The organism is Paenibacillus apis (assembly GCF_018333295.1).
GTDB classification, from domain to species: Bacteria; Bacillota; Bacilli; order Paenibacillales; family Paenibacillaceae; genus Fontibacillus; species Fontibacillus antibioticophila.
On sequence record NZ_BORS01000007.1, the window covers coordinates 239,999 to 252,115 of the forward strand.

The 12,117-nt window shown below is 47.2% G+C and carries 11 protein-coding genes and 1 pseudogene; 9 read left to right on the plus strand and 3 right to left on the minus strand.

The window, feature by feature from the left end; translation table 11 throughout:
- The first annotated feature begins 19 nt into the window (after positions 1-19).
- On the plus strand, positions 20-1,507 hold the full coding sequence (gene rlmD, locus KI362_RS12340) for a 23S rRNA (uracil(1939)-C(5))-methyltransferase RlmD (RefSeq protein ID WP_301627456.1): 1,488 nt from the start codon (positions 20-22) through the stop codon (positions 1,505-1,507).
- A 310-nt stretch (positions 1,508-1,817) separates the two neighbouring features.
- On the opposite strand, the pseudogene KI362_RS25560 reads toward rlmD, so the two are convergent.
- The 3 genes and pseudogenes from KI362_RS25560 to KI362_RS12350 form a co-directional block, all read right to left on the minus strand.
- Positions 1,818-1,883 (minus strand): annotated as a pseudogene (locus KI362_RS25560) (putative holin-like toxin); the annotation flags it as partial.
- 71 nt (positions 1,884-1,954) lie between these two features.
- Positions 1,955-2,878, minus strand: coding sequence for a GNAT family N-acetyltransferase (locus tag KI362_RS12345; protein ID WP_301627457.1), 924 nt, complete (start codon positions 2,876-2,878; stop codon positions 1,955-1,957).
- Between the two features lie 42 nt (positions 2,879-2,920).
- Entirely contained in the window at positions 2,921-3,751 is an 831-nt protein-coding gene (locus KI362_RS12350; RefSeq protein WP_301627458.1) for a class I SAM-dependent methyltransferase, read from the minus strand.
- A 134-nt stretch (positions 3,752-3,885) separates the two neighbouring features.
- On the opposite strand from KI362_RS12350, the gene KI362_RS12355 reads away from it, so the two are divergent.
- From KI362_RS12355 to KI362_RS12390, 8 genes are all read left to right on the plus strand, one after another.
- Positions 3,886-4,581 (plus strand): response regulator transcription factor, encoded by a 696-nt coding sequence (locus KI362_RS12355; protein ID WP_301627459.1) that lies wholly within the window; start codon positions 3,886-3,888, stop codon positions 4,579-4,581.
- Positions 4,571-6,031: a sensor histidine kinase gene (locus tag KI362_RS12360; protein ID WP_301627460.1), complete on the plus strand. Its 1,461-nt coding sequence runs from the start codon at positions 4,571-4,573 to the stop codon at positions 6,029-6,031. The genes KI362_RS12355 and KI362_RS12360 overlap by 11 nt, the downstream gene beginning before the upstream one ends.
- Positions 6,032-6,137: 106 nt before the next feature.
- Complete coding sequence (locus KI362_RS12365) at positions 6,138-7,250, plus strand: TolB family protein (protein WP_301627461.1); 1,113 nt, start codon at positions 6,138-6,140, stop codon at positions 7,248-7,250.
- An 87-nt stretch (positions 7,251-7,337) separates the two neighbouring features.
- On the plus strand, positions 7,338-7,916 hold the full coding sequence (locus tag KI362_RS12370) for a DUF4256 domain-containing protein (RefSeq protein ID WP_301627462.1): 579 nt from the start codon (positions 7,338-7,340) through the stop codon (positions 7,914-7,916).
- Positions 7,917-8,171: 255 nt separating this feature from the next.
- Positions 8,172-8,747, plus strand: a complete 576-nt coding sequence (locus tag KI362_RS12375; RefSeq protein ID WP_044477561.1) for a 50S ribosomal protein L25 — start codon at positions 8,172-8,174, stop codon at positions 8,745-8,747.
- A 174-nt stretch (positions 8,748-8,921) separates the two neighbouring features.
- Positions 8,922-9,629, plus strand: coding sequence for a DNA alkylation repair protein (locus tag KI362_RS12380; protein WP_301627463.1), 708 nt, complete (start codon positions 8,922-8,924; stop codon positions 9,627-9,629).
- A gap of 12 nt (positions 9,630-9,641) precedes the next feature.
- Positions 9,642-10,580, plus strand: coding sequence for an alpha/beta hydrolase (locus tag KI362_RS12385; protein WP_044477558.1), 939 nt, complete (start codon positions 9,642-9,644; stop codon positions 10,578-10,580).
- Between the two features lie 12 nt (positions 10,581-10,592).
- Positions 10,593-11,177, plus strand: a complete 585-nt coding sequence (locus KI362_RS12390) for an LOG family protein (protein WP_301627464.1) — start codon at positions 10,593-10,595, stop codon at positions 11,175-11,177.
- Positions 11,178-12,117 lie beyond the last annotated feature (940 nt).

Sequence of the window (12,117 nt, forward strand, 5' to 3'; positions counted from 1 at the left end):
ATGAACAGGACGAATAACCATGACAAATAAACCAACGAATCATTCGAAGAAAAATAAGCCCTTTCACCACGGTCGCTCTAATCCTAAACACTCCGATACATCGGCGAAGAACAGGCAACAACCAGCTGTAGCCAAACGGGATTCTGCCGAAGAGGTGCAGACTGGTGACCGGATTGTTGTCACGATTAAACGGCTGGGCATCAATGGTGAGGGCGTGGGATATTACCGCCGTAAGGCTGTATTCATCAAGGGAGCGCTTCCGGACGAGGTTGTTAAGGCGGTTGTTGTCCGGGTGGAAGCGAAGTATATTCTTGCAGATTTGACGAAAATCGAGAAGCGGTCCCCCCAGCGCGCCGAGCCTCCCTGCCCTGTCTTTGGCATTTGCGGCGGCTGTCAGATTCAGCATTTGTCCTATGAAGGACAGCTTGCCGCCAAGGTAGAGATCGTTCGCGAAGCATTTGCCAGATATGCAGATTTAGGACAAATCAAGTTCAAGCCTATTCTTGGCATGGACCATCCATGGGATTATCGCAATAAGGCTCAGCTTCAATTGGGCATGCAGCAGGAAGGCATGATTGCAGGACTGTATGCCGCAGATTCACACCGATTGATCGATATTACCGGCTGCCCCATCCAACACCCCAAGATTAATGAGGCCGTTGATCGAACTCGTAAAGTGCTCGAGAAGCTCAATATCCCGGTGTATCAGGAAAAGGGCAATCAGGGACTGGTCCGGACGATCGTTGCCCGTTGGGGCTTCCAGTCCGATCAGCTGCAGATCACCCTTGTCACGGCCAGCGACAAGCTGCCGCAACGCGAGCGGATTGTAGACGAGCTTAGACAAGCCTTGCCGAAGATCACGAGCATTGCGATGAATGTCAACCCGAAGAATACCTCGCTGGTGTTTGGTCATAAAACGGTGATTCTTTGGGGAGAGGACAGCATTGAGGAATCGCTTGGGGATCTGGAGTTCACCCTGTCGCCACGGGCATTCTTCCAATTGAATCCGCTGCAGACCGTGAAGCTGTACGAAGCTGTACGAAATGCAGCCGGCCTGACCGGACGCGAAACCGTTGTGGATGCTTACTGTGGAACCGGTACGATTGGGCTTTGGCTGGCTCCATATGCCCATGCGGTAAGAGGCATCGAATCGATTCCCGAGGCGGTTGTAGATGCGCAGTCCAACGCAGAGCGCAATGGCCGCAGCAATATCTCCTTCCATGAAGGATTGGCTGAAGAATTGCTGCCCCGCTGGGTAAAATCCGGCTTCAGGCCGGATGTCATTATCGCCGATCCCCCTCGGACCGGGCTAGATTCCCGTTTCCTGGAGGCGGTTCTTCGCACCAAACCAAAACGGTTCGTCTATGTATCCTGTAATCCGTCCACGCTTGCCAAGGACTGCAAAGCATTAACCGACGGCGGCTATCGATTGGAATGGGTGCAGCCGGTGGATATGTTCCCGCAGACGAGTCATGTGGAGTGTTGTGTGTTGCTGGTTAGGGAGTAGTGTTTAAAGGCTACATTTCCTGTTAGAATCCGAACGTAATTACCGTTCGGGCTTTACTATCTTGCAACATATTCTAAACTGGCGGAAGATAAAAACACAATAATTAGACCAGTCTAAATATGTAGGAATAAGAACAGAAGTGTGTGGATTGAAATCCTCTATTGTCATGTTATAATAGGGGCAAGAACGACGTATAATGCAAAGAGAGCCGTGCGCTAACACGACTCCCCTAGCAATAGCCGCTTTTAAGGGCGGCGGCTTCACAGACAGGACACGTTAAATAGACCGCATACCTTTGTCCGAGGGCGGTCTATTTGCGTTTACTGGACAGTAGCGCTACAATCAGCGAACCAAAAGTAAGCATAAGCATTATTGCTTTAAGCCTATTCTATTGCTGATGTGATTATATCACGACTGTAGTACATTAGGAATGTATTGGAACTATTCCTAATTCAGTTTTGTAAAGTATCTTATTTCCTCTTTATCCTCGCAGAACCCTACCGATTCGTACACAGATAAAGCAGACTCGTTTGTAGTTAATACCATGAGGTTAGCATATTGCAGCTGATTAGCTTTGAGATATCTCAAAGCTTGTGTAAGCAAATACTTGGCAAAGCCGCACTTTCTCCATGGTTCGCGGACAAAAACGTCCTCGATTACACCATGGTCAGCTTCTTGCCATGCCATCAGTCCGCCGACAATAGCGTCTGTTTGACGTATGACCATGGATGTCCATAGTTTGTTATTCTTGTATTCAGATAACCTATTAAGACCAAGTGGAGTATCAGGCCAAATTTCAGCTTCTACATTAAGATAATCTCTTTCTTCTTCAGAGGTTTCCATTTTCCAGTACGAGAATTGAAAATCCTCTTGAAGCTTTAACTCAGGAATCGGTTCATTCAAATCTCGATTCATGCGATATAAACTATTCAGATGAAGGTATCCTTTTTGGATAAAAAACTGATTGTTTGCTGTTTCTGTTGAATCGTTACCAATACATAGCATTGTTCCGTATTCTTTAGGCAAGGTTTCCTTTAATTGATTTGCTCTTATGAAGAGATACTGATAGACGTTTTCGAGCAAAGCAATGTCGTTTTCTCTTTCGGGAATGGTTTTAAGATTGAGGTATATGGAATGGTTGTTCTCTTTTAGACGACCGGGAGGTACAACGTTAATGATGCTAACTTGCCCCTTAGCGACCATTTTCCCATCTTCAAATGCGCAATAAACGTTACTCCAATTATCTTCGTCCCCGACCCACCAAAATGTTGCGTTTTCTTTTTTTGTTACTGATTGATACAACTCGCCAAGTAATGGCATGTCTCCATGTTGGAAATTACGAATGAAAATTTCTGTTGATGATTGGCTCAAAACAATCCCCCTCTCAGTAGTTGCTTCGACTAACCGAAGCCTCTACTTTGTAAAAACACCACAAATAGTTTCTCCTGTATCTGAATAATCCTTTCCTGCAATATCTCCATATAATTCAAATGATTTGAACCCTATAGGCTGAATTTCTGATATCAGTGCTTCTTTAGTAAAAAAATGGTCCCATATATTATAACAATTCACAGTATCTTCAGTTATCACAATGGACTGTCTTAATTCTGTATGATCTTCATCATCATATTGATAAACAGAATCTAAGCAAATATGGGGCTTTTCATTCCAAAATCCACCCTCATCACTGAAATACCATGAACGACTTTCAGTTTTTCTCCTAAGAGGTGTAAACACATCAAACATGAACTTCCCGTTCGGCTTTAATGCTTGGTATACTTTTCTCAATAGAATAAGCCTATTTGCAAATGATAACGGTGCATAATCACAAAAAATCAATGTTATTACATCGAACTGTTCTTTATAATCAATTGTCAAGTAGTTCTGATATCGGTATTCGATATTACTTTTATTATGTAAGGCTTGTTCTTTTGCATAATCGATCGAGCGTTTTGAAAAGTCAATACCTGTTACCTGATAACCTGCTTTATGAAAACGTTCTGCATAAATTCCTGGTCCGCAACCTAAATCAAGTAATTTTTGATATTGTGCAGGTTGAGCTATTGAAGCAATCCAATTTACTGATTTATCCACAAAATCGTGTTTTCGAGTTGCTGCATTCCAATCAGGGTTGAGATGGGCTTCAAGCATTCCTTTCGATATATGTTCATCATCCCAGAACGCACCTGTACTTGGGGTATAAAGCCTTGGCTTTATTAAGAAATTATTTAATTTGCTGAACATAATTTCCTCCTTTTACTTAAATTATATTTGTTTCACATCAAGCACTTCAATGTAGGAAACAAATATAACGGAACATTCTTCTTGAAATACCGATAACTAAGTTGAGCAGGGCCAGAAAGGAGTGGATGCTTGCGATGAAGGAGAAGGTTCTGGTTATTGAAGATGAACAAACCATAGCGAATGCCATCACGTATGCGTTAACCAGAGAGGGTTATACGGCCGAGGCGGTGTATCATGGTGAAGCTGCCCTGAAGAGAATCGGGGAATTTCAGCCGGATGCCCTGATTCTGGACGTCATGCTTCCCGGCATGGACGGGTATGAGATTTTGAAGAAGCTTCAAGGAAAGGGCCGTATAGGGGTCATCATGTTGACCGCGAAGGAAGATATCGTCCATAAGGTACTGGGCCTTGAGCTAGGTGCGGACGATTATATGACTAAGCCGTTTGACATGCGGGAGCTGCTTGCCCGTTTGAAATCGCTGCTGCGTAGAATACAGACCGTTGACCATAACCAGGATTCAAATGTAATCAGCGTAGGCGGCATAACGCTCTCTACAGATAAGCGAACCGCTCTTGCGGGTGACCGTCCCCTGGAGTTGACTCCCAAGGAGTATGACCTGTTGGCCCTCTTGCTGACTCATCCAGAAAGAGTCTACACCAGGGATCAATTGCTTAATACAGTATGGGGAATGGATTATTTCGGGGGTACGCGTACGGTGGATATTCATGTTCAGCGCATCCGCAAGAAGCTTGGCCCGCCCTTTGACAGCGTCATTCAAACCGTGTATGGCATAGGCTACAAAGCCTTGGGGGGCAGCGGTGAAAATTAGCATCCGAATAAAGTTCAGCCTGTTTCTGGCCGCTTTGCTGCTCTTTGTCGTATTTCTATTAAGCTTACTGGTGCTGCGAGGCATTGAAGATAATCAGGAAAATCAATATGAACAGTATTTAGCCCAACAAGCCAAAACGGCCAACATGTATTTTATACAGACGATCTTGTCGGAGGAAAGCAAAGTCCCCGAAACCTTCCTGGCCTCCAAGGGTCAGGAGTTCGCCGAGGAACTGGAGCTAATTAGCGGACAATCCTTAGTGTTGTATGATATGCAGGGAGAACCCGTCAGCAGAAAAACGGCAAACCCATCCCCTGACAATATCAAGAGGACGCTCGCCTACGCCCTGGAACATAAAACGGCTTATCTCGTGGAAGGCGACTCTCTATTTTATCTAACACCGCTCCGGGCAGGCAGTGAGCAAGTAGGGGTTATCCAATTCTATTACTCCCTATCGACTCATCTGGCATTTTATAACGATATCCGGCAGTTGTTCATTTATATAGGTGCTGTTGTATTTATCTTGAGCTTCCTTGTTGGTAATATATATTTCAATTCCTTCGCTACAGGCATTATCAAGCTTGATCATATGGTTGACCTTATACGGGAGGGCCATTACGAGACCACTACCCTAAAGCGCAAGGATGAAATCGGCAAGCTGAGTCATGGTATTCATGCCATGAGCGGACAGATCAAACGAACCATTCAGGGCATGGAAGACGAGCAAAACAAGCTTAAGCTTGCGGTCGACAAATTGTCCTTGCTGGACATCCAGCAGAAGCAATTTATCGGCAATGTTACCCACGAGTTCAAGACTCCGCTCACCTCCATCAAGGCCTATATTGATCTGCTCGAGATGTATCCGGATGACGAGAAACTGCTGCAGACGGCTATTGTCAATGTGAAGAGCGAAACCGAGCGCCTTTATCAGATGGTCGATAAAGTCCTTCAGCTATCGGCGCTGGAGAAATATGATTTCGAGCTGAAGCTGGAGAAGCTGGCGGTTAAACCGGCAATTGAATCGGTATTAGGCAGCTTGAAGGGAAAAATCGATAAATTTGGCATCATGCTCTATACCGAACTGCAGGACACTTATATCCAGGGGGACAAGGACAGCCTGACCCTCGTTCTTGTTAATTTACTGGACAATGCCGTCAAATATAATAAAGCGAACGGAACCATCTCTATCAAGAGCTACTCAGCCGCTGACCAAGCGGTTATTGAGATTGCCGATACCGGGATTGGTATTCCGCCAGAGCTTGCGGAGAAGGTATTTGAGCCCTTCTACACGGTAGATAAGAATAGATCCAGGGAACATGGCGGAGCCGGGCTCGGCTTGTCGCTTACCCGGAAGCACGCAGAAATGATGGGAGGCTCAATTGCGCTCATCCATACCGGGCCAGAGGGCAGCCAGTTCAGGCTGGTCTTTCCCGCATCTGATTCTGCTTGAACTGCTTTGTTTACAAGTTGGATACAATTGTTAACCGGATGGCTACATTTGTAGATTCCCACGAAACAAGTTCTTGATAATTTAATTATCGAGGAGGCGAAGAGAAATGAAAAACACTACATTAACTAAAGCGATATGCTTATTAAGCATTCTGCTCCTTGCCGCAGGATGCAACGGAACCAAGGAGAACGGCAAAGTCACCATTCAGGAACCCGGGAGTTCCATTACCGTTATTGACGATGAGAAAGGCGATGCTGGCGAGCCCGGTATTTCCATCGTGAAGATTGATGCCTACGAGGAATTGGAAATCTCGGATTGGCTGGATGAGAACACGGTCATCGTTGCGAAGGAAAATGAGTCCCTGAAGGAGATGAGCCTTGAGGAGCTGGCCGGACATCACCCAAGGAGCTTATACAAATACAATCTGTCCACCAAAGAGTATTCTTTGCTTAAAGAAGAGCCCGATCTGAATCTGGGCGGAGCAAAGCTCTCGCCGGATCGTAAGTATTTGCTTTATTCCGGGTATAGCCTGGGGGACCCGTCGTATGAGGTGCTTGATCTTGAAAGTCTGAACAGCTTCAATATCACGGGAGAGTCCATCGGCAATGTAGGCAGCGCCTATTGGGCAGATGAGGATACGATTGTCGGTGCAGGGTATATGAATGGTGCTTATACCGCCGATACGAAGGGAAAAGCAACCCCTCTGTCTGAGCTGGGTCAGGAGGCTCTATTTATTGTCAGAAAGGTCAAGGATACGGTTTATTACAATACTTCGGGCGATAACACATTGAAAGCTCTCAATTTAACCACGCGCGATATCACCAGCCTGGACCTGCCTAACGTGGGAGGCCTCTACCCTTCCCCGGACGAGAACAAAATCCTGGTCTTGCAGTATAGCGGAGCTAAACAAACCTTATCACTGGCCGATGCAGATGGAAGCAATCTTAAGAAGATTGCCGAGGGAGTCGAGCTGGGCGGCATTTCCTGGTCCCCCGACCAACGAATGATTGCGTACAGTATGAAAGGCGAAGAGAACGGAGCTTCCGTCAGCGGCTTATACGTGCATGACCTGCTAGCAGGCGAGTCTACTTCGATTGCCGTGGATATTACAAATGTCCTAACCTGCTGGAGCCCTAACGGAGAACAGCTTGCGTATGCGCAGTGGGATGGAGAGCACTATAACAGCAGCATTGTTTATTTGAAATCTTCGTTACAGTGACCATCACGCTCCTATTGTTGATCTGGATTTCGCTCCGAAACATGGCATAATACAGAGTAGAGTATAATTTTGAAGGGAGAACTGACTATGGCGACACCCCCAAAAGATAATCTAAAGGTATTAGCTCCTGAACAAGCCGCAGAATTACTTCAAATTCTGAAGGCGCGTTTCGAGAAAAACATGTCCCGCCATCAAGGACTGAATTGGGAGCAAGTACAGGCAAAGCTCGAAGCACTCCCTGAAAAAGTATGGTCTCTCCATGAGATGGAGCGGACAGGCGGCGAGCCGGACGTTGTTGGTTACGACAAGGATACGGAGGAATACATGTTCTATGATTGCTCCGCTGAAAGCCCGAAAGGCCGCAGAAGTATCTGTTATGACCGCGAAGCACTGGAATCAAGGAAAGCGCACAAGCCGGAAAGCAGCGCGATGGAAATGGCCGATGCCATGGGGATCGAGCTGCTTACAGAGGAGCAGTATCGGGAGCTTCAAAAGCTTGGCAGCTTTGATCTAAAAACTTCTAGCTGGGTGCTCACCCCTGAGCCGATCCGCAAGCTTGGCGGCGCTATCTTTTGTGATCGCCGATACAACACGGTTTTCGTCTACCATAACGGCGCAGATTCTTATTACGGAGCAAGGGGATTCCGCGGCTCGCTAAAGGTATAGATCCATTCAGGCACCACTTCGGGCAGGTCGACAACCTTCCCTTTATATGATATGGTACCAAGTAATTAGGCATTTCGTTCCCTTTGGAACGAGGTGCCTTCTCGCATATATAAGCATTTTTACATTAAATGTCTTTCTGGAGGTGATGCAATGGTGCTCCTGCTGTCCCCGCTACGGGGGGACAAATCCGTAGTTCATCATGGACGATCGAGGTAAGTGCACCCAAATAATGATAATTTAAGGAGTGTTGTTGAGATGAAAACTTATTTGCGAGGAGAAACACGCACGACCATGAATAAAACCGGACTTCGGCAGCTTCGCCGTTCAGGGCAAATTCCGGCGATTGTATTTGGCATAGGAGAAGACAATCTGATGATCCAGCTGTCCGCCAAAGAGTTCGGCAAATGGGCGCGGAGCGGACAGAGAGGCATCGTAGAGCTTCGCTTGGACAATCAGGAGCCGATTCCGGTATTGCTGGAGACGGTTCAGCGTGATCCGGTAACTCGTGAATACATTCATGTCGACTTTTTACGTATTAATAAAAATGAAATCGTACGCACGAGAGTGAATCTTGACTACGTCGGCACTGCGAAGGGAGCCAAGCTTGGGGGCGTCGTACAAATCCAAAGCACGTTCATCGAGATCGAATCCTATCCGGACCATATTCCAGCCATCATTCCTGTCGACATCAGCGAACTGGAGGTCGGGGATTCTATCCATGTCGGGGAACTCAGGCTGCCTGAAGGAGTCGTACCTATCTCAGCGGCGAACGAACTGCTCGTGTCCGTGGTGACACCAAAGGTTCAGACAGACCAGCCGGAGGCCATGTAAAATCCGCCGGCAAAGCTTCCTGGCTTGTTTTAAAGGAACAGCGAGGAAGAACGTCGGAGTTTACTTCAAATATGATATTAAGGGGCGAGCCTGTGATGGCTGCGCCCTTTTTTATGGCTGACTTTTTCGCTATCCGGCAAGTATAATTAAAGATAAGGAAAGGAGCATCCAATTATGAACCTCGAAGCTGTTATGCAGGAGCTGGAAGCCCTGGGCAAGGAACGAACCAAGAAAATCTATATTTCCAACGGAGCACATGAGCCGCTGTTCGGCGTAGCAACTGGAGCGATGAAGCCGATTGCCAAGAAAATCAAAATGAATCAGCCTTTGGCCGAGGAGCTTTATGCTACAGGGAACTATGACGCCATGTATTTTGCCGGCATCATTGCGGATCCGAATGGGATGACTGAAGAGGACTATGAGCGCTGGATAGACGGAGCTTATTTTTACATGCTCTCCGATTTCGTAGTTGCGGTAACTTTGTCAGAGTCAGACATTGCCCAGCAAGTGGCGGACAAATGGATTGCAAGCGGAGAAGAGCTCCGAATGTCGGCTGGCTGGAGCTGTTACTGCTGGTTACTGGGAAACCGGCCGGATCATCAATTTTCCGAGCAGAAAATAGCGGGCATGCTTGAGCTTGCAGCCTCTACGATTCAGGATAGTCCTACACGCACCAAATTCTCAATGAGCAATTTTATTTACACCGTCGGAATTTCGTATTTACCGCTCCATGCGAAGGCGCTTGAGACTGCTAAAGCACTCGAGCCCATAGAGGTCCAATTGAATAATGCCAAAAGCAAGCACCTTCAGCCTGCCGGAAATATTCTGAAGTTTCTTGAACGAGGACAGCTTGGATTCAAACGAAAATATGTGCGATGTTAGGATTGATTGACTATGTCGATATGGCTCTGGCTTGGAATGATTATTGTAGCGGTACTCCTGGCGGGATGTATTGGAGTCGGAAACTACTTCTACAATCTCGCGTTAAATCCAGCTAAGGATAAATCCTTCGTATTCAAGGCCCCGCACAATGCAATTGATACGCAGGCTGGCCGGAATGACTCCCATCATCAATGGTTTGAACAAGCTGAGGTTGCGGACCAGTATATCGAATCCTCAGACGGGCTCAAGCTGCACGCGTATAAGATCCTCCAGCCCATAACGACCAACAAATGGGCGATATTGGCCCATGGATACACCAGTGAAGCGGCGGCGATGAAAAGCCCGGCTATGCAGCTTTATAAAGCAGGCTTTCATATTCTAATGCCGGATGCGCGAGGCCATGGGAGCAGCGAAGGCCGCTATATCGGCATGGGTTGGCCGGACAGGTTGGATCTGCTGCGCTGGATCGACAGCATCCTGCTGGATTACCCGCAGGCAGAAATTGTTCTGTATGGCGTGTCCATGGGCGGAGCTACTGTAATGATGGTCTCGGGGGAGTCTCTTCCCGCTCAAGTAAAGGTAATCGTAGAAGATTGCGGATACACTTCGGCGAAGGAAGAATTCAGTTATCAGCTTAAGGCCCTCTTCCGTCTGCCTTCTTTCCCCCTTATTCCGCTGGCCAGTCTGATCGCTCGCATCCGCGCCGGCTATACGCTCGGCCAAGCAAATGCATTAGCTCAAGTAGCGAAGGCAAAGATCCCGATCATGTTCATTCATGGAGATTGCGATACTTTTGTTCCAAGCAAAATGGTGCACGAAGTGTATGAGGCAGCGATAACAGACAAGGAAATCTACATCGTCCCTGGGGCAGGTCATGCAGGCGCGGCTTCCGTCGCCGGAGAGGAATATTGGAGGAAGGTAACCAGCTTCATCCATAAATACGTCAAATAGGAGGCGATCTATATGAAGCGGCTGGCTGTATTTTGCGGATCCGGAATCGGTGCTTCCCCGGTGTATATCCAGGGAGCGATCGCACTTGGCAATGAACTTGTACAACGCGGTATCACGCTAGTCTACGGAGGTTCTGTTAATGGGCTGATGGGGACCATTGCCGATACGGTGCTTGAGCAAGGGGGTAAGGCTATCGGCGTGCTGCCTGATTTCCTGAAGAGCAAGGAGCTGGCCCATCCCGGGTTGACCGAGCTGATTACTGTAAGCTCCATGCACGAGCGAAAAGCAAAGATGACAGAGTTGGCCGACGGCTTCGTGGTTCTTCCGGGCGGCGCAGGCACCATGGATGAATTTTTCGAGATCTTCACCTGGGCTCAGTTAGGACTTCACCAGAAGCCTTGCGGCTTGCTGAATATTCAACATTACTATGATCCGTTGATCGCCCTGTTCCGGCATATGTCGCAAGAACAATTCCTGCAGGAAAAGTTTGTCTCCGCTCTATTGATTCAAGAACACCCCAAGGAGCTTTTGAACCAGTTCCAGCACTATGTTCCGCCAGCCGTGAAAACCTTTATCACCCACAAGCAGCAGATTTAGTAAAACGTACCCGAAGAAGCTGTCTTAAGGGCGAGTTAAGGGGCAACGTGTGAAGTGTGCTTACGAGCATATGCTCCCGCAGTAGCTTTCTTACAGAAAGCTTTCACTACAGTACACTTCACACTAATGCCCTGATTATTTTGCCTTTGCAGTTCAACTGCAATGCAGTTTGCACATGCTGCTCCATAAACTGCACTGCAATAAGCTTTTGTGCTAGGGCATACAAGCCGGATACTGCTGTGTGCATGGCCTTGGGCTAAGCGTTCGAATGCAGCATACCCAATTAGCTTTACGTACAGCGCCGATTACATACTATATGGGCTGATTGCAGGAATAGTTGCACTGCCTGCAACTATTCCTGCATAGACTTGCCGAACAGTAAGTTTTTAGTGCAAAATGTACACCTAAATCGGCGGAAAGCTCCTGTTTGAGTCTTAATCAGGAGCTTTAGTTGTAGGAAACACAATTAATCTGCGATTCGAGAGACTTTACTGGTGAGATAGGTGTAGAAGAAGCAGTTATTGGGCTGTAGTCGTTCGGATTTTTTCAAGCTCACAGCTATTATCCGACGATCCCGACATCGGTTTGCTCTATCTGTAACTTCGAGTTTTGGCAAGTACAGCAGGGTTAATTAAGGCTTCTTCCCAGCGAAGGTACGGCACTGCATATCTTAATCTTACTGCCTATCGCGCGTATAGAGGGGTATAGTGCATCCAGCATCTATAAAGCCGAACTCAGGAGACTGCGTAAAAGGGTATAAGTGTGAAGGTTGCTGCAGAAGCGGAGCGGTCGCCTTTGCGAGTGGATTCCTACCATTTCGGATTTTACTCAATCCAAGGAATCCGCGAACAACAGCGATCGTAAGCAACCTTCACACGTTGCCCTCCGGCACGCGGCAAAATCATTGGTTGATTTTATATTAGCTGTTGCTGCACTCTCG